General features: G+C 64.5%; 23 protein-coding genes. 8 read left to right on the plus strand and 15 right to left on the minus strand.

Annotated features, from left to right (window positions below; genetic code table 11):
• The first annotated feature begins 38 nt into the window (after positions 1-38).
• A complete protein-coding gene (locus SA190iCDA_RS19250) occupies positions 39-992 on the plus strand; it encodes a helix-turn-helix domain-containing protein (protein WP_070885633.1) in 954 nt (317 codons plus the stop codon).
• Here the strand turns inward: SA190iCDA_RS19250 and SA190iCDA_RS19255 are convergent.
• The 5 genes from SA190iCDA_RS19255 to SA190iCDA_RS19275 all read right to left on the minus strand — a co-directional run bounded on the left by SA190iCDA_RS19255 (position 989) and on the right by SA190iCDA_RS19275 (position 5,176).
• Positions 989-1,546 carry a flavin reductase family protein gene (locus tag SA190iCDA_RS19255; protein ID WP_070885634.1) on the minus strand — a complete coding sequence of 186 codons (558 nt, stop codon included), beginning with the start codon at positions 1,544-1,546 and terminating at the stop codon, positions 989-991. The genes SA190iCDA_RS19250 and SA190iCDA_RS19255 overlap by 4 nt on opposite strands.
• Before the next feature lie 140 nt (positions 1,547-1,686).
• Complete coding sequence (locus SA190iCDA_RS19260; protein WP_070885635.1) at positions 1,687-2,610, minus strand: NADP-dependent oxidoreductase; 924 nt, start codon at positions 2,608-2,610, stop codon at positions 1,687-1,689.
• Positions 2,611-2,636: 26 nt separating this feature from the next.
• On the minus strand, positions 2,637-3,056 hold the full coding sequence (locus SA190iCDA_RS19265; RefSeq protein WP_070885636.1) for a DoxX family protein: 420 nt from the start codon (positions 3,054-3,056) through the stop codon (positions 2,637-2,639).
• A 424-nt stretch (positions 3,057-3,480) separates the two neighbouring features.
• Complete coding sequence (locus tag SA190iCDA_RS19270) at positions 3,481-4,692, minus strand: PrpF domain-containing protein (RefSeq protein WP_070885637.1); 1,212 nt, start codon at positions 4,690-4,692, stop codon at positions 3,481-3,483.
• Positions 4,685-5,176 (minus strand): MarR family winged helix-turn-helix transcriptional regulator, encoded by a 492-nt coding sequence (locus tag SA190iCDA_RS19275; protein ID WP_070885779.1) that lies wholly within the window; start codon positions 5,174-5,176, stop codon positions 4,685-4,687. Before SA190iCDA_RS19275 ends, SA190iCDA_RS19270 begins: the two co-directional genes overlap by 8 nt.
• 91 nt (positions 5,177-5,267) lie before the next feature.
• On the opposite strand from SA190iCDA_RS19275, the gene SA190iCDA_RS19280 reads away from it, so the two are divergent.
• Positions 5,268-5,726, plus strand: coding sequence for a GNAT family N-acetyltransferase (locus SA190iCDA_RS19280; protein ID WP_070885638.1), 459 nt, complete (start codon positions 5,268-5,270; stop codon positions 5,724-5,726).
• A 16-nt stretch (positions 5,727-5,742) separates the two neighbouring features.
• Here SA190iCDA_RS19280 and SA190iCDA_RS19285 read toward each other — a convergent pair whose 3' ends face one another.
• Positions 5,743-6,606 carry an aldo/keto reductase family oxidoreductase gene (locus tag SA190iCDA_RS19285; protein ID WP_070885639.1) on the minus strand — a complete coding sequence of 288 codons (864 nt, stop codon included), beginning with the start codon at positions 6,604-6,606 and terminating at the stop codon, positions 5,743-5,745.
• A gap of 100 nt (positions 6,607-6,706) precedes the next feature.
• Here SA190iCDA_RS19285 and SA190iCDA_RS19290 point away from each other — a divergent pair, with 100 nt between their 5' ends.
• Together SA190iCDA_RS19290 and SA190iCDA_RS19295 are read left to right on the plus strand one after the other, a co-directional pair.
• Positions 6,707-7,609, plus strand: a complete 903-nt coding sequence (locus SA190iCDA_RS19290; protein WP_070885640.1) for a LysR family transcriptional regulator — start codon at positions 6,707-6,709, stop codon at positions 7,607-7,609.
• Positions 7,610-7,790: 181 nt separating this feature from the next.
• Positions 7,791-9,911 (plus strand): CHASE2 domain-containing protein, encoded by a 2,121-nt coding sequence (locus SA190iCDA_RS19295; RefSeq protein ID WP_070885641.1) that lies wholly within the window; start codon positions 7,791-7,793, stop codon positions 9,909-9,911.
• Positions 9,912-10,092: 181 nt separating this feature from the next.
• On the opposite strand, the gene SA190iCDA_RS19300 is transcribed toward SA190iCDA_RS19295, so the two are convergent.
• Both SA190iCDA_RS19300 and SA190iCDA_RS19305 read right to left on the minus strand, forming a co-directional pair.
• The gene (locus tag SA190iCDA_RS19300) at positions 10,093-10,689 is read right to left on the minus strand and encodes an OmpA family protein (RefSeq protein WP_070885642.1); all 597 of its coding nucleotides are present in this window, start codon (positions 10,687-10,689) and stop codon (positions 10,093-10,095) included.
• Positions 10,690-10,701: 12 nt separating this feature from the next.
• A complete protein-coding gene (locus SA190iCDA_RS19305) occupies positions 10,702-11,055 on the minus strand; it encodes a FecR family protein (RefSeq protein ID WP_236101316.1) in 354 nt (117 codons plus the stop codon).
• A 273-nt stretch (positions 11,056-11,328) separates the two neighbouring features.
• Between SA190iCDA_RS19305 and SA190iCDA_RS19310 the strand changes: the two genes are divergently transcribed.
• Complete coding sequence (locus SA190iCDA_RS19310; RefSeq protein WP_236100915.1) at positions 11,329-13,392, plus strand: HD domain-containing phosphohydrolase; 2,064 nt, start codon at positions 11,329-11,331, stop codon at positions 13,390-13,392.
• Positions 13,393-13,675: 283 nt separating this feature from the next.
• Here SA190iCDA_RS19310 and SA190iCDA_RS19315 read toward each other — a convergent pair whose 3' ends face one another.
• From SA190iCDA_RS19315 to SA190iCDA_RS19340, 6 genes are all read right to left on the minus strand, one after another.
• Positions 13,676-13,939 (minus strand): hypothetical protein, encoded by a 264-nt coding sequence (locus SA190iCDA_RS19315; RefSeq protein WP_070885645.1) that lies wholly within the window; start codon positions 13,937-13,939, stop codon positions 13,676-13,678.
• Between the two features lie 94 nt (positions 13,940-14,033).
• Positions 14,034-14,309 carry a DUF1652 domain-containing protein gene (locus tag SA190iCDA_RS19320; RefSeq protein WP_070885780.1) on the minus strand — a complete coding sequence of 92 codons (276 nt, stop codon included), beginning with the start codon at positions 14,307-14,309 and terminating at the stop codon, positions 14,034-14,036.
• A 102-nt stretch (positions 14,310-14,411) separates the two neighbouring features.
• Positions 14,412-14,633 (minus strand): hypothetical protein, encoded by a 222-nt coding sequence (locus tag SA190iCDA_RS19325; protein WP_139159473.1) that lies wholly within the window; start codon positions 14,631-14,633, stop codon positions 14,412-14,414.
• 156 nt (positions 14,634-14,789) lie between these two features.
• On the minus strand, positions 14,790-17,612 hold the full coding sequence (locus tag SA190iCDA_RS19330) for a PAS domain-containing protein (protein WP_070885781.1): 2,823 nt from the start codon (positions 17,610-17,612) through the stop codon (positions 14,790-14,792).
• A 598-nt stretch (positions 17,613-18,210) separates the two neighbouring features.
• Positions 18,211-20,820: an ATP-binding protein gene (locus tag SA190iCDA_RS19335; protein WP_236100917.1), complete on the minus strand. Its 2,610-nt coding sequence runs from the start codon at positions 20,818-20,820 to the stop codon at positions 18,211-18,213.
• Positions 20,821-21,107: 287 nt separating this feature from the next.
• Entirely contained in the window at positions 21,108-22,037 is a 930-nt protein-coding gene (locus SA190iCDA_RS19340; protein WP_070885647.1) for a LysR family transcriptional regulator, read from the minus strand.
• A 103-nt stretch (positions 22,038-22,140) separates the two neighbouring features.
• On the opposite strand from SA190iCDA_RS19340, the gene SA190iCDA_RS19345 reads away from it, so the two are divergent.
• From SA190iCDA_RS19345 to nhaA, 3 genes are all read left to right on the plus strand, one after another.
• Positions 22,141-22,467: a nuclear transport factor 2 family protein gene (locus SA190iCDA_RS19345; RefSeq protein WP_070885648.1), complete on the plus strand. Its 327-nt coding sequence runs from the start codon at positions 22,141-22,143 to the stop codon at positions 22,465-22,467.
• On the plus strand, positions 22,464-23,246 hold the full coding sequence (locus SA190iCDA_RS19350; RefSeq protein WP_070885649.1) for an SDR family oxidoreductase: 783 nt from the start codon (positions 22,464-22,466) through the stop codon (positions 23,244-23,246). Before SA190iCDA_RS19345 ends, SA190iCDA_RS19350 begins: the two co-directional genes overlap by 4 nt.
• A gap of 769 nt (positions 23,247-24,015) precedes the next feature.
• Complete coding sequence (gene nhaA, locus SA190iCDA_RS19360) at positions 24,016-25,281, plus strand: Na+/H+ antiporter NhaA (protein ID WP_070885650.1); 1,266 nt, start codon at positions 24,016-24,018, stop codon at positions 25,279-25,281.
• A 207-nt stretch (positions 25,282-25,488) separates the two neighbouring features.
• Here the strand turns inward: nhaA and SA190iCDA_RS19365 are convergent, their stop codons facing one another.
• Positions 25,489-26,754 carry an OprD family porin gene (locus tag SA190iCDA_RS19365; RefSeq protein WP_070885651.1) on the minus strand — a complete coding sequence of 422 codons (1,266 nt, stop codon included), beginning with the start codon at positions 26,752-26,754 and terminating at the stop codon, positions 25,489-25,491.
• Between the last annotated feature and the right edge of the window lie 123 nt (positions 26,755-26,877).

The raw sequence follows: 26,877 nt of genomic DNA on the forward strand, positions 1-26,877 counted from the left end.
CCGCCGCCCTCGCCCGTGGGCATCGTCGATGGCCCCTCATGAAGCGATCCGATCCGACCAATCACGCTGTGGCTGCACGGCACCTTCACGCCGAACGGATTCCCGCCGAAGCCATGCTCCGCTACATGCCGAGCGCACACCGTGCCCTGGCGCCGCGTCCCGGCCTCAGGGACGTCGTGCTGCAGCTGTTCTCGCATCGCAGCATCGCCGAGCCGATCCTCGTGCCGGCGGTGGCCGAGCCGTTGCTGGTAATGGTGCTGGCGGGGGCCGCTACCGTCGAGGAGCGCGACCTGGGCGGTGAATGGGCAGCGACCGAGGTCGAGGTCGGCGACTTCTACCTGACCAACTCGGCCCAGCCCTACGAGATGCGCTGGCAAACCCGGGGAGGCGACACCTTCGAGGTGATGCACCTTTACCTGGCCCATTCGCTGATCGACCAGGCCGCCCGTGACGTGCTGGGCGCTCAGGCGGACAGCGTCAACTTCCGGGATGTTTCCGGCGGCCGGGACAGCCTGGTGCGCGTGCTGCTGGAACAGCTGCGGGTCGAGCTGGTCGAGGCGCGCGAACCCAGCCCCCTGTTCGTTCGCGGCCTGGCCCAGGCGCTGAGCGTCCACCTGGTGCGTACCTACCGCGATCCGTTATCCACCACACGGCGCGCCAACTCGCTGCAGGCCTACAAGCTGCGCCGGGTGATCGACCTGATGCACGAGCGCCTGGCGGCCGACTTCTGCCTGGCGGACCTGGCGGAAACGGCCCAGCTGAGCGAGTACCACTTCAGCCGGCTGTTCAAACGTGCCACCGGCGCGTCGCCCTCGCAGTATTTCATCCGCCTGCGCATGGCCAGGGCCCGACAACTGCTGCTCGACACTGACCGCAGTGTGATCGACATCGGCATGGAGGTCGGTTATTCGAGCCCCAGCCACTTCTCGCAGGTGTTCCGGCGGGAGGTGGGCATGACGCCAAGCGCCTATCGCAGCCCTGAGCGCGCCTAGAGGTTCTGGGGCTTGAAATGATCGCTGTGGTCGAGCATACGCCCGGCGACCCGAAACTGGCCCTGCCCTTGGTAGTGCAGGGTCTGCGGTTCGCCGACGGCGGGCGCCACATGCGCCTTGACGACCTCCCAAATGAACAGGCCGTACTCGTCGACCTGTCGGTCATCGGCCAGGCGGCACTCGAAACTGGCATAGCACTCCTCGATCAGGGGAGCGGCCACGCACGCGGCTGGCGCGGCGGTCAGCCCAAAGGCCTGGAACTTGTCCAACTCCGTCCCCGTGCTGTTGCCAATGCCGACCACGGCGTCCACCAGATCGGCCGTCGGCAGGTTGATCACGCATTCGCCGCTCCGACGGATCAGCTCATAGCTGTGGTTACCATCCCAGAGGTAACAACCCCACAGCGCTGGCCTGAACTGCAGCATCATGTGCCAGCCCATGGTCATGATGTTGGTTTCCCCTCGCCAGGCGGAACTCACCAGCACAATCGGGCCGGTTTCGAGATGACGGCGGACGTCGTGCAGCGGATAGTCGGTTTTTCTGTAACGGGCCATGGGTGCGCCTCCTGTTCGATGTGGACAGGTACAGCGTGACCTGTAACTGACCTAGCCGCTGTTGCCCGATTGCCCTGGCTGTCGGGCATTTGCGCACGAAGAAAAGCCGGGCGATGCCCGGCTCTGCTGCTGAAGGGGATTCATCGGCTGGCGTCAAGCACCAGCTTGCCGCGGGTATGCCGTTGCAAGCTCCTGCGCAAGGCCTCTGCAGCCTGTGACAACGGCAGGACTTCGACCTCGATCGCCAGTTCGCCCTTGTCGAAACGTGCAGCGATCTCGGCCAGTTGAACGCCATCGGAGCGGGTTGCGAAATGTCTGCCCGTGGCCCCGGCAGTCCTGGCAGCGGCAGCGTCCGGTGGGCTTACCGGTGACACCAGTACGCCGCCGGTCTTGAGCACCGCCCAGGAGCGCGCCTGGGTCTCGCCGCCGACCAGGTCCAGCACCACATCGACCTTATCGACCGCCGTTTCGAACGCCGTGCGGGTGTAGTCGATCACCTGATGCGCCCCCAGCCCGTTGAGATAGTCGTGGTTGGCCGCCGAGGCGGTGGCAATCACCGTAGCGCCGGCAATACGCGCCATCTGCACCGCCATACTGCCCACTCCACCCGCAGCGCCATGGATCAACACCCGCTGGCCGGCGCCGACCTGGGCGTGTTCGTGCAGCGCCTGCCAAGCCGTCAACGCCGCTGCCGGCACCCCACTGGCCTCGAGCGCGGACAAGCGCGCCGGACGGTGGGCCAGCCGGTCAGCACGGGCGACCACCTGGGAGGCAAAGCCACCCGCGATTCCGATGAATCCGAATACCTGGTCACCGACTGCGAATTGCTGAACGCCCCCGCCCACCGCCGCCACCTGCCCGGCCACCTCGACGCCGGGTGTGTAAGGCAGTTCCAGCGGGATGAACGCTTTCATGGCACCCGACAGGATCTTCCAGTCGACCGGGTTCACCCCGCTGCCCGCCACGTTGATGAGTACCTCACCCTGGCCCGGCACCAGGCCTGGACGTTCCTGCAGCGTGAGGCCTTCCGGCTCGCCGTATTGGGCAACGCGAATCGCTTTCATGGTGCATCTCCTCTGTCTGTTCGACGTCAGCCGCGACGCGCATCGAGGCTGAAACGGCCGGCGCCGAACGCCACGACCTGCAAGAGCCCACCCGCCATGGCGAGGTTCTTGAAGAAATGGATGAACTGGTTCTGGTCACCCAGCTGGGCATGGAAGGCCAGTGCCGTGGCGATGCTGAATACCGCCAGGCCGGCTGCAACAAGGCGGGTCCGATAGCCGACGATCAACGCCGCGCTGCCAACCAGTTCCACAAGGATGGCCAGCGCCAGCGCCAAGCCAGGAAACGGCATGCCCACCGATTCGATGTAGCCGATCATTGCAGCCGGAGCGCTGAGCTTGGAGATACCCGACAGCATGAACAGGGCGCTCAGCATTATCCGCCCGGCGAGTGCCGAGCCAGCGGAGAGGTTGGCAGGGGTGTGGGTGAGTGCAGTGGAGTGAGTCATGGTTGGTTCCTCGATAAGGGCCACCACCTTGGTGAGCCGCAGTGAGGAAATGATGCCCGCAGGCAACTTAACTAAATAGCCGTCCAATATAGAACGATAGATTCTAATTAATCGAACAACTCAACACATGCTCGGGCGAGACGGCACGCAACCGGGAGCACCTCGGGCTGCAAGATGGCTGTTGACGCGCACTCGCTGCCAGGCGGCCAGCGGCCGGCAGCGCCTCTGAGCGTTACCGGCCCCGGCCGTTCCACAGGGTCGCCCTCTGACTGCCGAACGTGAACAGTCCCAGGCCGCTCAGGCACACCACCAACTGGTCAGCGCCGAGGGTGGTCACAGGTGCGCGCTCCAATACCGAGATTCGCCGCTGCGCTCATGGTCAAAAAACCGAGCAGCGCAGAGGCCAGCCTCCTCCTCCCTGGCCCTATATCAACGCCACCAGCACCGCCGCCAATTCCTGCGAGGCGTTGTACAGCGGCACGTGCCCGCGCTGGAGCACCTGGGCGCTGCGCCGATAGGCCACGGTTCTGACCTCCAGCCCGGCACCGAGATCGCGAGCCACCACCGTGGCGTCGAGGGTGCCGGCGGGGTTTTCCATCGCTACCGCATATTCGTCGAACGGCTCGCCTACGGCCGGTTTGGCGGCAGCCAGGCGGGCGGCGACGGTGCCTGGAATCAACGTGGCGGCAGCCAGGCAGCAGCCGCCCGATACCGCCATGGAGGCGTGCAGCGTCTGCGGGGTGAAGTAGCGCACCGACAGCGTGCCGCCCGCGGTAGCCGGGCCGACGATGCAAACCTTGGGAATGGTTTCGCTGCGGTTGATCTCCTCGCGGCTCATTAACTCGCCGCTGCGTTTCTTCAGGCCCATGCGCAGCCCCGCCTCGATCCACACCTCGCGCAGCGCCTGCGTGAAAGCGGTATCGGCTTCCAGCTCGGCGAGCGGCTCGCGCGCCGTCTTGCCGAAGGACGCGGCCTCAATGATCACCATCGGCACCGCCACGTCCACACAGGACACTGCGTGCCCCGCAATCACATCCAGCACATTACCGGTGGGCAGCAAGGCACCGGTCTTGGCACCGACCGGGTGATGCAGGAACAGGTCCACGCCCGGGAAATGCCCAGGCACGCCGGGAATCGCCACCTTGCGCAGCGCGTTGTCGGCATCGCGCAGCACCCGGCCGGTGGTGATCACCCCGGTGTTGGTATTGCGGATATCGATCTCGAAATCGCCGCTCGCGCCATCGGCCAGCCCCACGTCCAGCGCCCAGAGCGGCAGCGCCGAGGACATGTTGCCGCAGTTCACGCTCCAGTCGATGGCCGAATGGCTGGCAGCCAGTTGCGCCAGGGTGCTGACCAGGCGCAGCTTGCCCTCGGCGTTTTCCAGTTCGACGAAGAACACCTTGTTGCTGGTCGCCGGGCCGCGGCCCAGGCCGGTGAGCTGACGATTGCCGGGCGTCTCGCCGTGCAGCGGCACGCCCATCAGGTGGCGCAGCAGCTCCTCGCGCAGGGCGACATCCTGGGGGGCGAAGCGCTGGTCGATCACCAGGCCGGTGGAGGTGCCGCCGCGCATGAAGTGCACGGGAAAGGCCACCACGCCGGCTTCCACGCGGATGCCTGTGGAACGGGGCTCATTCATTACCGGGCACTCCTGCTGCGGGTGGTCGTTTGGCGGCGCTCAGGCGCTGCGAGAAGTCCTGGTGCTGGAGGGCCTGGGCGGCCGCCCGCAACACCTGTCGTAATGGATGGCCAATATCCTGTTCGAGCTGTTCGATAGCGTGGAAGGTCGCCGCCCAGTGACCGATCAGCAGGGGCATCAGCCGTTGACCGGCCGGCGCCAGGTGGATCTCGCTCTTGCGCGCATCGGCGCCGCGCTGGCGGGTGATCAGGCCGTCCGCCTCCATCTGGTTCACCGTCTGGCTGATCGCCCCTTGAGTCAGGTGGGTGCGTGCGGTGATTTCGGTGATGGTCCGGGCGCCCGCCTCGATGGCGCGCAGCACTGGCGTATAGCGCGCGCGGTAGGTGAGGCCCATCTCCTGATAATGCTGCTCGGCCCCGCGCTCCACCAACTCGGACACGTAGCGCAGCAACTCACCCAGGCCAGGTTCGATCTTCATGGTCATCGACGGCTCCATCAGCACCTTTGCCAAATACATTAGCGCTAATGTAGTTTTCCAGCAATAAACATCCATTGCCCGCGCCGGAGACCACCCCATGTCGACCCTGACCTTTCGCAAAGCACAGCGCACCGACCTGGAAACCATCGTCACCCTGCTGGCCAGCGACCCGCTCGGCCAGGCTCGCGAAGATGCCTCCACACCGCTGCAAGCGGCCTACGTCAGCGCCTTCGAGGCCATCGACGCCGATCCGAACCAGCTGCTGGTCGTGGTCGCTGACGCGGGCCAGGTGATCGGCACCCTGCAGCTGACCTTCCTGCCCAACATCTCGCGCCTGGGCGCCTGGCGTGCGCAGATCGAGGCGGTGCGTATCGACCCGAACTGCCGCAGCGCCGGCATCGGCCGGGAGATGTTCCTGTGGGCCTTCGCGCAAGCCCGTGCACGGGGCTGCCAGTTGATCCAGCTGACCTGCGACCACACGCGTAAAGAAGCCCAGCGCTTCTACGAAGGGCTGGGCTTCGAGGCTTCGCATATCGGCTACAAGAAGGCACTGTAGCCGTAACGCTCTTCTGTCAGACCAGGGCGTCCAGCTCGGCCAGCAATGCAGGGGGAATGGTCAGCTCGCTGGCGCCGAGATTCTCTTGCAGGTGCGTCACCGAGGAGGTGCCCGGAATCAGCAGGATGTTCGCCGAGCGCTGCAACAGCCAGGCCAGCGCGACCCGCAGCGGCGAGGTGTCCAGGCGCGCCGCCACGCTGGACAACACCTCCGATTGCAGCGGCGAGAAACCACCCAGCGGAAAAAACGGCACATAGGCGATGCCCTGGCGGGCCAGTTCGGCAATCAGTTGCTCGTCGTCGCGATGCGACAGGTTGTAGTGGTTCTGCACGCAGACCACCGGCGCGATGCGCTGGGCCTGGCTGATCTGCACCGCCGATACGTTGCTCAGGCCCAGCTGACGGATCAGCCCCTGGCGCTGCAGGTCGGCCAGGGTGCCGAACGCCTCCTCGATGGACGCTTCGTCGGGGGCATGCAGCGTACCCCAGGCCCGATAGTTGACCACGTCCAGTGCCTCGACACCCAGGTTGCGCAGGTTGTCGTGCACGGCCCGCGTCAATTCGGCAGGGGTCGCGGCCGGGTGCCAGGAGGCATCCGCCGCGCGGCGGGCACCGACCTTGGTGACCAGCACCAGCTCATCGCCGTAGGGGTGCAGCGCCTCGCGGATCAGCTGGTTGGTGACGTGGGGGCCGTAGAAGTCCGCGGTATCGATATGGTTGACCCCGGCATCCCGTGCGGCGCGCAACACCGCCAGCGACGCAGCGCGGTCCCGGGGCGGACCGAACACCTGGGGCCCGGCGAGCTGCATGGCGCCATAGCCCATGCGATTGACGGTGCGTTCACCGAGAGAAAAGCTACCGGCCTGGCTGGCGTTGCTCATGTCATCTGCCTCGATCAGTGAATGTGGAGGCGACTATAGGCGTTGACCCCTGCGCTGATAATCGGGTGCAATCGGCACAGGCCGTACGGGAGAGCGAACAGTGAGCACCGACATTCAGGATCTTTTGGCCTTCGTCACCGTGGTGAACGCCGGCGGTTTTCGGGAAGGCGCACGGCTCAGTGGCAAATCCGCCTCCAGCCTCAGCGATGCCGTGCGCCGCATGGAGGCTGGCCTTGGCGTGCGCCTGCTGAACCGCACCACTCGCAGCATCCTGCCGACCGAAGCGGGCCAACTGCTAATGAACCGCATCGTGCCGGCGCTGGGCGAAGTGACCGCGGCGCTGGACGTGGTCAATGACTTTCGTGACCGCCCCACCGGTACCCTGAAACTCAACGTGCCGCTGAGCGCCGCGCGGCTGGTGCTGCCCAGGCTTATCACCCCCTTCCTGAAGGCCTACCCCGACATCCGCGTGGAAGTGATCGCCGAGGAAAGCTTCGTCGACGTGCTGGCGGCGGGCTGCGACGCCGGCATTCGCTACGACGATCGCCTGGAACAGGACATGATCGCCGTGCCCATCGGCCCCCGCCTGCAACGTTGCGCCACCGCCGCCTCGCCCGCCTACCTGGATGCCCACGGGCGCCCCGAGCACCCGCGCGATCTGCTGCAGCACGCCTGTCTGCGCGGCAAGTTCCCCAGCGGCGCCATGCCGCTGTGGGAGTACCAACGCGACGGCGAGACCATCAGCGTCGATCCCAACGGCCCGCTGATCGTGCGCATCGGCGGCGCCGTCGACCTGGCCGTAGAGGCGGCGATCGACGGCCTGGGCATGGTCTACCTGTTCGAGGACTGGCTGCGCCCGCACCTGCACAGCGGCGCGTTGGAACCGGTACTGGAGCCCTGGTGGCAGAGTTTCTCGGGCCCGTATCTGTACTACCCGGGGCGCCGCTACCTGCCCTCGCCGCTCAGGGCCTTTATCGATTTCGTGAAGGCCTCGCCCTGCTGAGCCTCCATGGAAGAGGTTTATGTGGCAAAGTCGCGGCCAAACGAATCACCGCCTTGATCGAATCGGGCGCAAGGACAGGTCAAGGGCTGCTGCGCGCTAGGCAGCCGGCCCATCTGCCCGGCATCCCAGGTACCTTCCATGACCCAGCTGCAGTTCTTCCCCCTGCCAAGAGCCCTGATACATGGCTAAGTCTCGTCTGTTTTCCCCAAGCGGCGGCTTCTGCCTGGCCGTGTTGCTGGGCCTCTGCATGGTGTTTCTGATCGACCCGATGCCGGTGCAGAAGGCTCGCCACGCGGTGTTCGATCAGTACCAGCGCTGGCAGCCGCGGCCTTACCAGGAGGCGCCGGTGCGCGTCGTCGACCTCGATGAAGAGAGCCTCAAGCGCATCGGCCAGTGGCCCTGGCCGCGCACCCAGGTGGCTGCGCTGGTGGAGCGGCTAGAACAGGCCGGCGCCGCGGCGGTGGTGTTCGACGTGCTGTTCGCCGAGCCCGATCGTACCTCGCCCGAGCAGTTGCTGCGTGGCAGCCTGCTGCCGCCGGGACTGGCCACGCAACTGGCTGCCCTGCCGAACCATGACGGGCAATTCGCCGGGGTACTGGCGCGCGGCAATGTGGTGCTCGGCTTTGCCGCCGAGCAGAGCCCGGGCGCCGGCGGGCCACCCTTGAGCCGCTTCGGCATGGTGCTGCAGGGTCCCTCGCCGCTGGCTTTCGTACCTGCCTTCCAGGGCGCTGCGCGGCCTCTGCCGCAGCTGGAACAGGCCGCCCGTGGCCTCGGCGCCATGACCTTCCGCCCCGACGCCGATGGCGTGGTACGGCGGGTGCCGCTTTTCGTGTCGCTGGCCGGCGAGCTGCGCCCATCGCTGGTCGCCGAGGCACTGCGGGTGGCCCAGCGCACCGGGCGCTACCGGATCATCAGCAGGGATTCGGGGGTGCAGCGGGTGGATATCGGCCGGCTGCAGATCCCCACGGCGGCCAGCGGCGAGCTGTGGGTGTATTTCACCCGGCCCCAGGCCAGCCGCAGCATCCCCGCCTGGCAGGTGCTGGACGGCACGGCGCCGCCGCTCGCCGGCAGCATCATCCTGGTCGGCACCTCCGCCCAGGGCCTGCAGGATCTGCGCTTCAGCCCCCTGGGCGGGATCATTCCCGGCGTCGAGGTACACGCCCAGGCCCTGGAACAGGTGCTGACCGACAGCCTGTTGCTGCGCCCCGGCTGGGCGCTGGCCGTGGAAGGCCTGGCCCTGCTGCTGGGCGGCCTGGTGCTGGGCATAGCGGCGCTGTACGCCCCCGCCCTGTTGTCGGCGCTGCTGATGCTGGGGCTGGTCGCGGCGCTGAACGCGGCGGCCTGGTACGGCTTCGCCACGCACCGGTTGCTGCTCGACCTGTTCACCCCGTCGCTGGGCCTGATGCTGGTCTATGGCGCCGCCAGCATCGTGCGCCACATGGCCGCCGAGCGTGAGCAACGCTGGATCCAGCAAGCCTTCTCGCGCTACGTGTCGCCCAATCTGGTCAACCACCTGGTCGCCCACCCGGAGCAGCTGGCACTCGGCGGGCAGCGGCAAAGCTGCAGTTTCGTGTTCACCGATATCACCGGCTTTACCGCGATGATGGAGCGCCAGGCCCCCGAGACCGCGGTGAGCCTGCTCAACGATTACCTGGAACAGGTGATCGCCATCGCCTTTCGTCACGAGGGCACCCTCGACCGTATCGTCGGCGATGCGGTGGCGATCATGTTCTCGGCGCCGATCCCCCAGGCCGATCACCAGCAGCGCGCCCTGGCCTGCGCCCTGGAGATCAACCGCTTCGCCCAGGGTTACGTCGCCGCCCTGGGCGAGCGCGGCATCGCCTTCGGCCAGACCCGTATCGCCGTGCACAGCGGTGAGGTGGTGGTGGGCAACTTCGGCGGCTCGGTGATCTTCGACTATCGCGCCCTGGGTGATCCGGTGAACACCACCTCGCGCCTGGAAAGCCTGAACGGCCAGATCGGCACCCTGGTCTGCGTGTCCGCCGCCATCCACGAGCAGTGCCCGGAGGTGCCAATGCGTCCGGTCGGCGAGGTGCTGCTCAAGGGCAAGGCCGAGGCCGTGCAGGTGTTCGAACCGCTGGAGGCGATGGCCGTGCCGGCAACTGACCGCGACGTGGCCTACGAAGCGGCCTACCGCCTGCTGGCGAGTGGCGCGGCCGAGGCGCTGAGCGCATTCGAGACGCTCAGCGAGCAGCGACCCTGGGATGGACTGGTGGCCTATCACCTGCAGCGCCTGCGCAACGGTGAGCGCGGCAACCGGCTGGTGATGGCCAGCAAGTAAGGCGGGCCTTAGAACCTGTTCAAAGTCTGCTGCGCGTCGGCACTGCGGCGTTAAAAACAGGCTGGATTGCCAGCCCAGTCGGACTGCTCATTTACAGCTCGTAAACTCCGCGTCCTCGCCTGTTTTTGTGGGGCCGCCTAGGCCTCGCATTGCTCTAGCTCGCTAGACTTTGAACAGGCTCTTAGCGAACGGTGATTTCAACCCGGCGGTTGGCGGGTTCCGGCGTGTTGTCCGGGGTTTTCACCAACAGGTTGCCCTCGCCGTGGGAGGTCACCACCAGCTCCAGCGCCTGCAGGCCATTTTCCTGTAGCTGGCGGGCGATGGCCCGGGCGCGCAGCAGGCCCAGATCCTCGTTATCGATCTTGCTGCCAACGGTGTCGGTATGGCCGATCACCGACACCGCCGAGGGGCCGCGATCACGCACGGTCTGCAATATCTTGGGAATCTCCGCCTGGGACTTCTCGGTCAGCTTGGCGCCACCGGTCCTGAAATACAGCAAATAGCTTTTCGGCAGCGCTGGCTGGGCAGCCCGGGCGGCGGAGAAATCCTTCTCGAGCCTGGGCGGCTCGACCTGGAAGGGCCTGGCGCTGCTGCCGTCGAGGTTGACCGCATAGCCCTTCTGGTCGACCCGGGCCAGGCCCTTGCCGGTTCTGACCTCGATGGCGCCGGTGCTGCCATCGGGGCTTTCCACCAGCACCACGTAGGATTTGGACGCGCAGCCGCTGCTCAGCAAGGCGCAGAACAGGATGGCAAATGCGCGCAGTCGATTGCAGAACATAGCCTTTAGCACTCAATCAACCTTGACGAGAAAGTGCGTGCCACGCACACCGATGGTGCCGGTCGGGGTGTTGATCTCGACGGCCTGCGGCTTGAGCTTGGCGATGGTGCCGGAAATGTAGTCCAGGGTGCCGTGGCTGATCTTGGCGCTCAGCTTCAGCTCGTCCTGGGCCGGGTCGAAGATGAATTCGTCCAGGGTCAGCTCGCTGTTGGGTCCAAAGGACATCACCGTGTTGTCCTCCAGGGTCACGCCCAGGGAGCCCGCCGGGCCGGTCTTCACCGTGCTGCCGACGTACAGCGGCGTGCCGATCGTCGCCGGCACGGTCGCGCCATCCCGGGTGACGCTAGCCTCACCCTGGACCTTCATCACATAGCCGATCGACGAGCTGGGGTCAGCAGCAAAAACCGAACCAGCTAGCAATACGCCAGCCAGTGACCATATCCTGAAAGGTGCAAACACAGTACTCTCCTTTTTTAATCTCATTCCCTGAGTCGAACTGAGCGTTGCACATCCAGCCGCAGCACCGTTGCCTGGTCGGATGGTACGTGAAATACGCGATGGGACCGTAGCGCAGGTTGCAGTATGGCATCAGGGCAAATCAAGCAGCGAATCAGACTACGCTTCAGGAGCAGGAGCCTGGTGGTCACCCTGTTCCTGCTGTTGCAGCTGGCACCGCTGCTCGCCCTGACCCTGGGCGCCCCGCCCCTGCTGGTGCTGGGCCTGTCCGTCGGCATCCTGCTGTGCACCATGCCGCTGGTGCTCGGCGGTATGCAGAGCATAGATCGCACCATCGAGCTGCTGGTGCAGGACACGCAAAAAATCCGCCAGATGGATTTCTCCGGCGAACTGCCGCCGGCCTCGCTGTTCGCCGAGATCGAAACCCTCAACCGCAACCACATCGAGATGAAAGAGGCGCTGCAAAGCCAGACCCAGGCGCTGCAGGCCTCCCAGCTCAAGCTGGCCAGCCTGGTGGAAAACGGCCTGCTGCTCTCCTCCGAGCGCGACCGCGACGCATTGCTGCGCCATATCCTGATGCAGGGCAAGCGCACCTGTAATGCCCAGGCCGCCACCATGTACCTGAAAACCGACCACGGCACGCTGCGCTTCGCCCTGCGCTCCATGGACGACGAGCTGCCGACGGTCGAGATTCCCCTGCATGACCCGCACACCGGCCTGCCCAACGAACGACACGTGTCGACCTACGCGGCGCTGCATAATGAAACCGTGGTGATCGACGACGTGTACGGCGAAAGCCGCTTCGACCTCAGCGGCACCCGCCGCTTCGACAACGAATCGGGCTTTCATACCGTCTCCATGCTGACCGTACCGCTGGCACCACGCGGCGGTGAAGTGATCGGCGTGCTGCAGTTCATGAACGCCCTGGACGTCGAGACCGGCGAGGTCACCGCCTTTTCTCCGCCGGTGGTGGCTTTTATTGGCGCCCTCGCTTCCCAGGCCGCCGTGGCCCTGGAAAACCATAACCTGATCGATTCCCAGCGGGCGCTGATCGACGGCATGATCGAGATTCTCGCCGGCGCCATCGATGCCAAGAGCCCCTACACCGGCGCCCACTGCGAACGGGTGCCGGAGCTGGCGATGATGCTCGCCGAGGCGGCCAGCGAGGTGAGCGAAGGCCCGCTGGCGAGCTTTCGCTTCACCACGGCAGACGAATGGCGCGAGTTCCGTATCGGCGCCTGGCTGCACGACTGCGGCAAGATCACCACGCCCGAGCACGTGGTCGACAAGGCCACCAAGCTGGAGACCATCTACAACCGCATCCACGAGGTGCGCATGCGCTTCGAGGTACTGCTGCGCGATGCTCAGCTCGAGCGCCTGCAGCAGCTGCTCGACGGCCAGGACAGAGCGCAGGCCGACGCCAAGTACCAGGCTACCGCCCAGGCACTGCAGGACGAATTCGCCTTTATCGCCGGCTGCAATATCGGCAGCGAACTGATGAACCCCGAGCACGTCGGCACCCTGCAAAGGGCAGCCGAGCGTACCTGGCTGCGGCATTTCGATGATCGCCTGGGGCTCTCCCAGGCCGAGTTGATGCGCGTTGCCGAACTGCCCGTGGCACCATTACCGGCACTCGAGCGGTTACTGGCCGACAAGCCGCAGCACGTCTTCCCGCGCCCGGAAACCAAGGACTTCGACCCCAAGTACGGCTTCCAGATCAGCGTGCCGGAGCACCTCTACAACCATGGCGAGCTCTACAACCTGAGCATCAGCAAGGGCACGTTGACCGCCGAAGAGCGCTTCAAGATCAACGAGCACATTATCCAGACCATCGTCATGCTGGAAAACCTGCCGCTGCCGTCGAACCTCAAGCGGGTCCCGGAATATGCCGGCACCCACCACGAAACCCTGCTCGGCACCGGCTACCCGCGCAAGCTGGACAAGAGCCAGCTGTCCATCCCGGCGCGCATCATGGCCATCGCCGATATCTTCGAAGCACTGACGGCCTCCGACCGCCCCTACAAGCAGGCCAAGACGCTCTCGGAATCCATCGAGATTCTCGCCAGGCTGCGCGATAACGGGCATATCGATGCCGACCTGTTCGCCCTGTTCCTGCGCAGCGAAATGCCGATGCGCTACGCCCGGCGCCACCTGCACCCGGACCAGATCGACGCTATCGACGTAGCGCGCTTCCTGCCGGGAAACCAGCCCGAGGCGCAGCCTGCTGCTGGCACGCCAGCCGGCTGACGCCTGACGCCTGACCGCGATTGAGGGTACGGCCTATCGGTCTGAGGTATCGGGGCGGCCTGTCGAAAATGGGCTCCAACGACTTTCGGCCATCTAATGATGCCCAGTCGCCCTATCGCATCACGATCGCTGACTGGTTCAGTCTTCGGCTCGCCTGACCAGCGGATGGGCAACTGGCTCGCCTCTAGTCGTTTCTTTCAGTGGCTGACGCGGGCAGTGACTGGCTAAACGCCTTTGAAGAAACGCAACGGACAAGGGTTCGCTTATGGGAAGAGAGGCGTGATCAGGACGCCCTGGGGTGGTGGGTTTCCGGTAGCGGGATAAGCGGAGGGTGATCGTCTTGCTTGTAGAGCGAGAGCCTGAGATCGGCCAGCACCATGCAAACGAGCGCGCCGTTTCTGAGTTGTCGGTCACTGAACACACGCGTGGTAACCAGCTGCCCAGCATTATCCAGGCACTGCAATCTCACCCTCCCCTGATGCGATTCAATTACCACGGTGAAGCGCTCAGCGACCGCCCTTGCAAACTGTTGGATGTACGTGTTCATGCTGATCTGCTCTAGCCATGCAGATAGGAAAGAGTGTTCAAGGGAACGTTCGGAAAATTTTACGCCATGGGCGTGCGGTTTGTCCCGTCACACTTCACAGCTGCTGCAGCTTGTTCACGAAGTGGGTGGCGAACAGGCTGGACATGCGGGCCTTGGCCTGCGACTCGATCAGGTTGATCAGCTGAAAAAGCTCGGCGGGCGATATCAGTCTGCGGCAAGGAATAGCCTGAAGCGTAACGGACTCGCCTGTTTTCGGGTCGAGCAAGGTTACGTCCATGGTGCGGCTGCTAAGTGGGGTGATGCTCACCACCAACGGCTGGAAGTATTGCCTGATATGAAGCACCGCCGCCCTGAGGGCCATCTTCGCCATCAACAGATGTTCCCTGAAGTTGAAGATAGGGATTCTGGTCGATTGCGTGGACATGTCAACGGGCGATTTAAGTCCGGCTTAACCGCTCGTCGTCAGCGATGGTCACTCCGGCCGCTCTGTATCGCGCACCTGGCCATACAGATGGCGGATAGCGGCTGCGATGAGCGTTTCATTACGCAGCTGGAGATTCGATAGGCGCAGATTCGCTACCCTGTGCCCTGCTTTGTCGTAGCAGGTGATTGCCAGGCCCTCCGCCGAGCCATGAACGGTACCGTTGCAATTCAGGGCGCCCTGCTTTTTATGCTCTTTAGACTTTGCGGCCATGGTCAACCTCGCTGCGATACCCACTCTGAGCAAGGTCGCCGTTGCAGCGTTCAGGCTTTTCGCCGAATGGATCAATAGCAGCCGCTTCGCTTCAAGTTCGCCGGTTTTAAGTACATTTACTCAAAAACCCGGCCCTGCACAGCGGCTGCTATTGGCCTAAGCGTCCCCCATCAGTTCTCTGACCCGGGAGGTCAGGGTGTCGACAGAAAAGGGTTTTGTCAGCACCTGCATGCCGGCTTCGAGATGCCCGTTACCAATCACGGCGTTCTCCGCATACCCCGTGATGAACAAGGTACTCAGACCAGGGCGAACGTCACGCCCGGCCTCAGCCATCTGCCGACCATTCAAGCCGCCAGGGAGGCCTACGTCAGTAATCAGCAGATCGATATGCACGTCAGAGCGCAGCACCTTGAGCCCGGCCATGCTGTCCGCAGCCTCGATCACCGTGTAACCAAGTTCTCCCAGCACCTCGGTCAAAAGCATACGAACGGTAGGTTCATCGTCGACCACGAGAATCGTCTCGCCAGACTGCGCACGCGGTTCGTCCCGATGGCCGGTTTCCTCCTGCTCGACTACGGCGTCACCCAGATAGCGTGGCAGGTAGATGCACAGCGTTGTCCCCAAGCCGACTTCCGAGTAGATGCGCGCTTGCCCACCCGACTGCTTGGCAAACCCGTAGATCATGGACAGGCCCAGCCCGGTGCCGTGGCCAATGGGCTTGGTGGTGAAGAATGGATCGAAGGCCTTGGCGATTACATCCGGCGTCATGCCCGTACCGGTATCGGTCACGCATATCGACAGGTACTGCCCCTCCTCCAGGTCATGGGCGCGGGCGGCATTGCGATCCATCCAACGATTGGCCGTCTCGATGGTGATCCGGCCACCGTCTGGCATGGCATCACGCGCATTGATGCACAAATTCAGAAGCGCGTTTTCCAACTGGCTGGCATCGACGCGCGCCGACCAGAGACCCGTGGCGCCAACGGTCTCGACGATGATGCTCGGCCCTACCGTACGCTGGATCAGATCGGTCATGCTCAGCATCAGCGCATTGATGTCCGTAGGTCGAGGGTCCAGGGTCTGTCGCCGTGAAAATGCCAGCAGGCGATGCGTCAATGCAGATGCCCGCTTGGCCGCGCCCTGCGCCGCCAGCATGTATTTTTCCAGGCCGTTGATTCGCCCCTGCGCCATCCTCACGCCCATAAGCTCCAGGGAGCCCGATATACCGGTGAGCAGGTTGTTGAAATCGTGGGCCAGGCCACCCGTCAGTTGGCCGACGGCCTCCATTTTCTGGGACTGGCGCAGCTTTTCTTCGGTCTGCATCAACTCGGCGGTGCGCTCAGCGACCCGCTGCTCCAGCGTCTCGTTGAGCGCTCGCAGCGCCGCCGTAGCACGATCACGTTCGGCTTCCAGCGTACGGCGCTCTTCGACATCGATCAGAACGCCGGGGAAGCTTTGCGGCGTGCCGTCTTCGGCACGGTCCACACGGCCATTGGCTTCGATCCAGTAATACTTGCCGTCCGTGCGTCGCACCCGATACTGATGCGCATAAGAGCCGCCGCGCATGATGGCATCGTTGATGGCCGCAACCAGCCCCTCGCGATCATCCGGGTGTACCGTTGCGTTGACCTGTTCGAGAGAAAGACCACTGTGTCCCAGAGCAGGATCGAGACCGAAGGCATCAGCAAAGGCATTATCAACGGTGAATCGATCATTGGGGATGTCCCAATGCCAGGTGCCGATAATCGCGCCGGCGGCAAGGGCGAGCTGCACCCGTTCGATGTTTTCGCGAGCTAAGGCTTCGCTGATTCGTAACCGCTCCTGGGCATTTCGCCGGGCAGTCACGTCATTGAAGAAGATACCGATCTGCCGTTCGGCAGGGTCGCCTACCGGAACGGCACGCACGTCGAACCAGCGTTCGAATGCCTCGGCATAATTCTCGAACGTAGCGGGCTCCCGTGTTTTGGCGACGCTTCCATAGGTGTCGAACCAGAACTGCTCCAGATCCGGAGCGTACTCGGTTACCCATTTACCGCGCAGGTTGACGCCCGCCTCACGCTCGAAGGCAGGATTGACCTCGATGAATCGGTAGTCCACCGGGCGATCGGTCTCGTCGAACTTGACTTCGACGATGGCGAATGCGGTCTCTATCGTTTCCACGATCGTCCTGAATCGCTCTTCGCTCTTGCGCAGTGCGGTCGCCGCTGAGCGACTCTGCGTCAGGTCGAGCATGGCACCGATCATGCGAACAGCCTTGCCCTGGGCGTTGCGAATCAGGTGCCCTCGATCGAGCACCTCCGCATAGGTGCCGTCCTGGCGTCGAAACCGATATTCGTCCGTCCAGGCAGTACCCTCGCCGTCAATGACCGCATGAATCGAGGTGTAGATGCGGTCCTGATCTTCCGGATGAATCTGCGCCATCCACCAATCACCACTGGTCTCTATGGTGGCGAGCGCATGGCCATAGGCTTGCTCGAGCGCGTCGTTCCAGAGGACGTGATTGGCCACCAGGTCCCAGTCCCAAATCGCGTCGTTGGTCGCTTTGGAAGCGAGGCGGTAGCGCTCCTTGGCTTCCTCCATTGCACGGCCCGCCAGGTGCTCACGGGTGCGATCGCGCAGGATCTTCATGAAACCCAGATGGGCATTGTTCTCGGCAAAAAGCGGCATCATTTCGCCGGAGGCCCAGATCTGCTGCCCATCCTTGCGGATATGCCAGCGTTCGTCCGCTGCGCGCCCCGCTCGCAGCGCCTGCTGCATTTCATGTTCGACTCGGCCCGTCTGGCGATCCTCCGGCGTGAAGAAGCGATCTGCTGGCTGGCCACACATTTCATCAGCGCTCCAGCCGAACACCAGCGCAGCTGCAGAATTCCAGTTGGTGATCGTCCCCGAGGGGTCTATGAGAATGATCGCGAAATCGACAGCGCTCTCGAATACCGCCCATTGGCGTGCCGCGCGCTGGCTTAGCCCTGCTCCCGCGATTTCTCGAGTGGCAGCTGTTCGGTTGGCTCCACGCGCCGCCGCGCGCAATCGCAGCACTTCCGCTTCCAGTTCTTCGCGAGAAAGGTGATTCAAGTTCTGGTTCACACGCACCACTACTCCCCGGCGACGAGCCCGGCCAACGTAGAATGATTAGAGGGTAGCCATGCTGGCGTAGCAGGCCTTGGCGATTGGTTTTCCTGGAAGCTGCGAGAATGGCGGGCAAACCCTTCGATGGGCTGCGCCCTTGCGGCCAAGGTTCGAAAGAAAGGCGTGCCGGACACTGTTTAATGATTCATTGAATAGGACTCGACAGCGGACGACCAAGCGGCAGTAAAGCGCTCGGCATGAGACGCGGGCGCGTTCATGCCGCTAGGCGGAAAATACACCATCATACCGTTCACCGGCCTGTCACAAGCGACCAATGGCCGTAAGAAGTTTTTCATGAATCCGCCGCATCGAAGGCAGCGAGCCATCTGCCCTGGCCGTCACCGCCACGGTTCGCTGCACGGCCGTTTCGGGCAAGCGCATTTCCCGCAGCCTGTTCATGCCCTGGCTGAACTGCCCGGCGACAGTGCACGGCTCGCCGTCCGCGGAGAAATCAGGGTGCCGAGACCTCGGCCTGGGGGGCTTCGTCCCAGGATTCGCCGCGAAGCTGAGCGAGGCTTGCGGCGAGTTCGCTCTTGCGAAACGGCTTGGTCAGGCGTGGCAGCTCCGGGTCCAGGCCCTCACGCTCCGCGTAGCCGGACACCAGCAGGATCGCGATTCCAGGCCGGGAGGTGCGCACCATCCGGGCCAGATCGGTGCCATTGATGCCCGGCATCAGGTGATCGGTGACGAGCAGGTCGAAGGGTTCGCCGCTGGCCACCCGCTGCATGGCCTCTTCGCCACAACCCGCCTCGATCACGCGATAGCCCAGCTCGGCCAGCATGTACGAGGTGCTGGCCCGTACCAAGTCCTCATCATCGACCAACAGCGCCGTGCCGCGCGTCAGGCGAGGCTCGGCTGCCTCGCCGATGCGCAACCCGGCGGCCGGCTCGGCGGCGCTGCGCGGCAACCACAGCTCGACGCTCGTGCCGAGGCCGGGCGCGCTCTGGATGGTCAGCGCGCCGTTCAGCTGGGATGCCAACCCGTGCACCATGGAAAGCCCGAGCCCGGTCCCTTTGCCCACGCCCTTGGTGGAAAAGAACGGCTCCACCGCGCGGGCCAGCGTTGCCGCGTCCATGCCGGTGCCGGTATCTGCAACGGACAGGCACAGGTATTGATCGGCGGGGAGCTTCGAACGGTGCCCCTCGCCGACCGATTCCAGGCTGACCGAGATACGAATCGTGCCGCCCTCGAGCATGGCGTCGCGGGCGTTTACGGAGAGATTGAGCAGCGCCATCTCGAGCTGGTTCTGATCGGCGATGGCAGCCGGCAGATTTTCCGGCGCATCGATGACCACCTTGATTTGCGGCCCGGTGGTGCTGGCCAGCAGATCGCCCATGTCGCTGACCAGCTTGGCCAGGTCGACCGGTACCGTCTGCAACGGTTGACGGCGCGCGAAGGCCAGCAACCGCTGCACCAGGGTCTTGGCGCGCTCGGCCGACTGCATGGCGCCGGAAATGAGCCGCTGCTCGCGTTCGCCCCCCACGCCGCGCCGCTGCAGCATGTCGAGCGTGCCGACGATCGGGGTGAGCAGATTATTGAAGTCATGGGCGACGCCACCGGTAAGCTGCCCCATCGCCTCCATCTTCTGGCTCTGGCGCAACGCTTTCTCGACCTCCTCCCGTTCGGCAATGGCCTCGGCGATTCGCCTTTCCAGGGTGTCATTGAGCTCGCGCAGCTCCTCCTCGGCAGCCTTGCGGCCAGTGATTTCGATGGCCGTACCGGTCACGCGCAGGCAGACGCCGGCGGAGTCGAACACCCCTCGCCCCTTGGCCGCGACCCAGCGCACGATGCCATCCTCGCGGCCGATGGTGCGGTAGTCGACTTCGTAGAGCGCACGCTGCTCAGGGTCGGCGGCCGCCACGAAGGCGCTGATCGTCGCTTCGCGATCCTCGGGATGCAGACCGTCGTAGAAGTCCTGCAGGGTGACCTCCACGTCAGCCGAGATGCCGAACATCGCCTTGGTCTGGGCCGGCCAGACCAACGTGTTGCGGACGAAATCCACATCCCAGAAGCCCACATCGGCGTGGTCGACCGCCAGGCGCAGTCTCGCTTCGCTGATACGAATCGCCGACTCGGTACGCGCGCGGTGCACGGTCAACCCCACGGTGTGAACCACGAAGTCGATGATTTCGATATCCGCCGGCAGCGGCTCGCGGCGCTCTTTGTGATAGAGAACGAAGGCACCGAGCAGCGCGGCTTGCGCCGAACGGATCGGGATCGAACAGCAAAGGTGCAGATCCTGGCTGAGGGCAAGATCCCGTAAAGCGACCCAGTTCGGGTCATTGCCGATGTCGGCCAATGCGGTCACGGCGCCCGGGTCGATGGCGATGCCTTTACCGGCCTCCCTGAAGGCGCTGGGCAGGCTCGGCCCCGCGCAATGGGCCAGATGCCCGCCGTCCTCATCAAGCAGCAGGATGCCGCCCAGGAAACCCGACACGGATAGCCCGTCCACCTCGCGGATGATCGCCTCCAGCGTGGCGTTCAACGGCGTTTCTTCCACCGCCAGTTGGAGGATGCGTTTCTGCGCGGCTCCCATGGCGACCTCACGATTGCGCGCCTGGGTCAGGCGTGCGTTGTCGATGGCAATGGTTGCCAATTGCGCCAGGCTTTCCAGGCGCCTGATGGTATCGGCGGGGTGATCACGGACATCGGACCAGTATGCGCCAAGCGCTGCGATCGGCACCGGCCTGCCAATGGGCACCATCACCAGGCTACGCACGAAGGTCGCCGCATAGGCCGCCTGGGGGATGCGTGGGTCGAGGCGAACGTCACGGATCGCGACCGTCTCCCGGTTATGCATCGCCCAGCCGGAAATACACTGCTCGGACGGAAAGCTCTGGCCCTGCCAAAGCGGCGACACCGCATCTTCGGCCACATAGGAACAGCAGCCTTGGTTTTCGATGACCACCGCAATACCCTCAGCGCCCACCGTGGCGCGCGCCGTGTCCCGCAGGATGGCGACGACCTGGTCGACCGATACCGCCCTGGCCAGCCGCTCACTGGCACTCAGCACATGAACGAGGCGGTCATCATCCATCAGGTCCAGCGGAACGGTCAGCAAATGGATCTCCCGACGGCTGCAGCATCGTCGTCTGCAGGCCCGTTCAAGTTGGGGTAGGGAAAGCGGCAGGGGGTGCGCGTCTTCTCGTCTCAGTATGGTCGGGTTTCAGCGTCTCGGAAAGCCGACCCTCACACCTATTCGTGACAAGGGTTGGCGGGGCATGGCAGGTGGCCGATGCCCGGCTGCGAACGGCAATCACCTGGCCCACGCAGATTGCCGTGAGCGCACGCCAGGCGCTCGAACGCGGCAGTCGCGGCGCTGGCTCGGCTGCCTGTTGCCAATCCCCGCTAGAGACTGTTGCCGATGGGGTCGCAGCGGAACTGATCTCGATCCAGCAAGCAGTCTATGAACGCACTCAATGCCGCTGGCCGGTGCTGCCTGTTCGGGTAATAGAGGAACAGGCCCGGGCGCGAGATCGACCAGTCGGCAAGAACCTGGATCAGACGCCCCTGGGCGAGAAGCTCACCCAGGCTTTCTCTCTCGAAATGGTAGGCAATGCCGAGGCCCTGAACGGCAGCAGCGATGCCGATGTCAGGGTGATTGGTGACCACCGGCCCCTCCACCGCCACGTCCAGGGGCTGTCCCCCATCCTGGAACTCCCAGCGATAGGGCCTGCCGTCCATCTGCAACCGCCAGTTGATGCAGGCATGGTCCTGCAATTCGGCAGGTGACTGGGGCGTGCCCCGACGTGCGAGGTACTGCGGAGCGGCCACAGCCACCATGTTCATATCCGGGGTCAAGCGGATGGCCACCATGTCTTTCTCGAGCCGGCCCCCCACACGGATACCCGCGTCGAAACGGCCAACAACGATATCGGTCAACGCATCCTCGACCACGATGTCGAGCAGCACATCGGGGTGTGTCTGGTGGAAGCGTGCCAGGCGCGGTGCAATCAGGGTTCTGGCGGCGATGCCGGGCGCATTGATACGCAGCGTGCCGCTTATCCGTCCCGTCGCCTCACTGACTTCGGCGACGGCTACCGCCATTTCACGAAGCAATGGGGCGATGCGCCTGTAGAGCAGCTCGCCACTGGTCGATGGCGCCACGCTGCGGGTCGTGCGATTGAGCAGGCGGGCACCCAGGCGCCTCTCGAGCTGGCGGATGGTCTGGCTCAGGGCAGAAGGCGAAAGCCCCAGATGCTCTGCCGCGCGGGCGAAGCTCTGACGCTCCACGATGGCCACGAAGGCTTTCAGCTCGGCAAAGTCCGATCCACGCATTATGCATTCTTCCCTACATAGCCAATGCCGATTCTAGGGGATTAATTTAATTCTGTCCGGTACGCATCCTAGGGCTGTCATTAAACCCGATGGAGCCGCCACCATGCCTACCCTGCCCCTGCCCGAACCAATCGCCGCCTACTTCGCGGCCGAACACGACCCACAGGCCCTGGCCCATTGCTTCACGGCGCAAGCCATCATGAAGGACGCCGGCCACACCTACGCAGGCATCGACGCCATCAAGGCGTTCATGGCCGAGGCATCGGCCAGGTACAGCGCAACGAGCGTGCCCTTCGCCATCGAGCCAGAGGATGGCGTACAGCTCGTGCGCGCCGAGGTCACCGGCAATTTCCCCGGCAGCCCCCTCGCTCTGTCGTACCGATTTCGCCTGGAACGGGGCCTGATCACCTCACTGGAGATCAGCGCATGAACTACGACCTTCAACTCGATGGCCTGCGCACGGTCGTGACCGGCGGCACTCAGGGCCTTGGCGCTGCAGTCGTGCAGACCCTCGTGGAAGCGGGCGCCCGGGTGGCGACATCGGCGCGCGACGTGTCCGTACGGCCTGTGGATGGCGTCATCTACATCGGTGCCGATCTGACGACGGCAGAAGGCGTGGCCCACCTCGCGCAGACCGCCCTCCAGCGCCTGGGCGGTATCGATATCGTGATCAACGTGCTCGGAGGTTCCAGCACGCCCGGTGGCGGCTTTGCCGCCATCAGTGACGAACAGTGGCTTGCCGAACTGAATCTGAACCTGATGCCTGCCGTACGCCTGAATCGCGCGCTATTGCCCGCCATGCTGGCCCAGGGCTCAGGCGTCATCATCCATGTGAGCTCGATCCAGCGCATCATGCCGCTGCCCGCCTCCACCACCGCCTACGCTGCCGCCAAGGCAGCGCTCACCACCTACAGCAAATCCCTGGCAAGGGAAGTAACGCCCAAGGGCGTGCGCGTGCTGAGCGTAGCGCCTGGATGGATCGAGACCGAGGCGTCCGTGAGGCTGGCAGAGCGACTGGCTGCCCAGGCCGGGACGGACTACGAAGGCGGCAAACGAATGATCATGGAGTCGCTCGGCGGCATCCCGGTGGGCAGGCCGGCCAGGCCCCGGGAAGTGGCCGATCTGATCGCCTTTCTGGCGTCCCCCAGGGCCGCCTCGATCGCCGGCTCCGAGCACCGGATCGACGGCGGTACCATCGCCACGCTGTAACCACACGGCCAAGAGCCGGAATCCCCCAGGCCGCGGGCCGCTCACATGGCGTACTACCGATAGCGGGCGGGCCACTCCAATGGCCTGCAGAAGCGGCTTTTGCCGTCGCGTGCCGCGGCATCGCCAATGCCTTGGTGGAGCGCCGCCTTTCGGGCCTCGCGAAACTCGGCATAGACAAATGCCAGCTGGACGTTCTCATGACCAACGCCACGGCGGCCCGCTACCGGCAACGTCAGGGCTGGCAGCTCAGCTCCGGTATCGAGCGGTATTCGTTTACCCGTTCGGGTAACGAAAACGCCTGAATGGGCCGGCCACGTCAGCAGTCAGGGGTCGCACGCGTTGCGCCCTCGATACCGGGCGTAGCCTCTCGTCAACCGCAGCGATCGGCCAGGGTCGATGCTCGCCAGGCACCAGTGCCGGGCGCAGCTGAAACAGTCTGCAATCCTGGCGGGTTGAAACACGAACCGCACCGGCGGTAGTATTCCGCTCCTAAGGCGTGTGCTGCGTGCGCCCGGGGCCTGCCCCGTATACGGAGAACGACCCGTCGTTTTCCGTAAGGCTTCGAGACCATGCAGCAGTCCCGTATTCCATGGCAATGCCCCGCTTCCGAGAAGCGTCTCCGGGCACACCCCGCCAACCTGATCCCCCTCATCTTGCGCACCTGGCAGCACTGCAGCTGGCCAGTGCTTCGCTGTGTCCGTCGTCCAGCCGATGCCGCCTGTTCACGGCCGCACAGCGCCCGCTTTCGTTCGTCAAAGGAGACCCCTGCATGACCCAATCGTCATCAATCCCAGGGCCGTCAGCGCTCAAGCGCTTTCTCGCCAGCGAGGCCGCCGGTGGCGTGCTGCTGATGATCGCCGCCGCCGCTGCCGTAATGGTTGCCAACAGCCCATTGGCGAGCACGTACTTTCATCTGCTGCATGCCGAAACCGGCCCGACGCTCAGCGAGAAGCTGGGACCCATGACGCTGCACCTGTGGATCAACGACGGGCTCATGGCGATCTTCTTTCTGCTGGTAGGCCTGGAGATCAAGCGTGAGCTGGTGGACGGTCGGCTCTCGTCCTGGGAGCAGCGCCGCTTGCCAGCCCTGCCCGCCTTGATGGGTATGGCGGTGCCGGCACTGATCTACCTGGCGATCACGGGCGGTGATCCGTTGCTGACCAACGGCTGGGCCATTCCGGCCGCCACCGATATCGCGTTCGCCGTTGGCGCCCTGGCCCTGCTGGGCCGACACGCGCCGCTGTCGCTCAAGCTGATGCTGGTCTCCGTGGCGATCATCGACGACATGGGCGCCGTGGCCATCATCGCGATCTTCTATACCTCGTCGATCAAGCTTGGCGCGCTGCTTGCCGCAGCCCTGATCATCGCCGTTCTGCTGATGCTCAACCGCAGGCGCGTGATGGTGCTCTGGCCCTACCTGATCGGCCTGGTCCTGCTGTGGTACGTGACCTTGCTCTCCGGCGTGCACGCCACCATCGCCGGGGTAGTGGGCGCGTTTCTGATTCCGTACATCCCTACACCGGGCCAGCCGGATGCGGCCGAGTCGCCCCTGCACCGCCTGGAACATGGAATCGCGCCCTGGGTGGGATTGCTGATCGTACCGGCCTTCGGCTTCGCCAACGCCGGCGTTTCCTTCACCGGTCTGTCGCTGGCGGACGTCCTGGCCCCCTTGCCGCTGGGCATCGCCGCTGGCCTGTTCCTCGGCAAGCAGCTCGGGGTTTTCGGCGGTGTAGTGCTGGCGGTGAAATCCGGGCTGGCGGCGAAGCCTCGCGGCTGCACCTGGCTGCAGATCTACGCGATATCGATGCTCTGCGGTATCGGCTTCACCATGAGCCTGTTCATCAGCGGCCTGGCCTTTGCGGGCTATCCGACGTTGGTCGAGGAGTCAAAGATCGGCATCATGCTCGGCTCGCTGCTTTCGGCCATCGTGGCGTGCCTGATCCTGCGCTTAGCGCCGAAAGCCGCGGATCAACGGCAGGAACAAAGGGCGCAGGAGACCGAGATCGCTCAGGACGGAGACGTCGCCCGCCTCTAAGCGGGCGCAGCCCAGGCGGCGTGATTGCCGAGGCGCCGCTGGTCCTTCGAGCGTTGCCTGCAGTCAGGTGCTGGTCAGCGCCGAACCGACGACTGCAGCCGGCAGCGGCGCAACCCGGGCTTGCCTTGCAGCGCCGCTCGAACCTGGCCGTGATGGCGACCGGCCGCTGCTGGTCGCCTGAACGGCCGCCCCCTGCCAGGTTGACCCCTAGAAAAGACTCAGCGTGTAGCTGACGATCAGCCGGTTCTCGTCGATATCGGTGCGGTAGTTGGAGCGCGCGGTGACGTTGCGCCAACGCACGCCCACACCCTTGAGCACACCACTTTGCACGACATAGGCCAGGTCCAGGTCGCGCTCCCAGTCCTTGCCCTCGAAACCCCGTCCCGTTTCCACACTGTCACCCTTCACATAGCGCAGGGTACTGGTCAGGCCGGGGATGCCGAGTGCGGCGAAGTCGTAGTCGTGGCGAACCTGCCAGGAGCGTTCGCCGGGCGCGGAGAACTCGTAGGTGGGCAAGGTATTGCCCATGGGGTTGGTGTTGGCGCCCACCTGGATGAAACCGTCGTCACCGTCGATACGCTGATGCCCGATGTAGAAGGTATGCCCGCCGTGCCTGGCCGACAGCAGCGCATAGGTCGACTGGTTATCCAGCTTGCCGGCGCTGCTGCGCCCTTCGTCGCGGGTGTCGAAGTAGCCGAAGCTGGCGCCCAGGGTCCAGTCGCCCAGCGGCTCGGCATGCTTGAGGCTGTAGAAGCGCTGGGCGTAGATATCCTCCAGCCGGGCCTGCCAGATGCCGACGCTGGTGCGCTTGGCATTGAAGGCGTAATCGGCGCCCAGGTAGTTGAAACGGTCGCTGGTGAAGCGGGCGATGCGCGCCGGGTTGATGGGGTCGTTGATCAACCCGTACAGCTCCTGGCGATCGGTGGAGTCGCGCAGGCTGGTGGAACGCATCTGCCCGGCCTGCAGGGTCAGCCCCTGAATTTCGTTGGAAACCAGGGCGGCGCCCTGATAGGTCGGCGGCAGCAGGCGCAGGTCGCTGTGCACCAGCACCGGCAGATGGGGTCGCAACTCGCCGACCTTCAGCTCGGTCTCTGACAGCTTGACCTTGAGCGCCGCGCCCATGCGCCCGTATTCATCGGCCGCCCGGCCATCGTGCACCGGCAGCAGGCCGCTGCTGGTATGGCCGCGGCCGCTGTCGAGCTTGATGCCATACAGGCCCAGCACATCGACCCCGAAGCCCAGCGGGCCCTGGGTGTAGCCGGAGCGAAAATCGAAGATGAAGCCTTGTGCCCATTCCTGGGTGCGGGACTGCGGGTTGCTACCGACGATGCCGGAGTAGTCGCGGCTGAAGAAATAATTACGCAGTTGCAGATCGGCGTGAGATCCCTCGATGAAGCCGCCCTCTTCCGCCTGGGCGGAAACGCTCAAACCAGCCGCCAGGCAGCTGCCGAACACACGACGCAGATAGATCATGGCGATTCCCCATAACACGGGCACGAACGTGCCCCACCACCCATGAAGGTGGCAAACGTAAAGGTGAGTGGAGCAAAAGGCCGGAGCGTGAGGAGTCACGCCCCGGCAGCACCAGGAGCAGGT

Origin of the sequence: Pseudomonas argentinensis (genome assembly GCF_001839655.2) — a bacterium.
In the GTDB taxonomy this organism is placed as follows: Bacteria; Pseudomonadota; Gammaproteobacteria; order Pseudomonadales; family Pseudomonadaceae; genus Aquipseudomonas; species Aquipseudomonas argentinensis_B.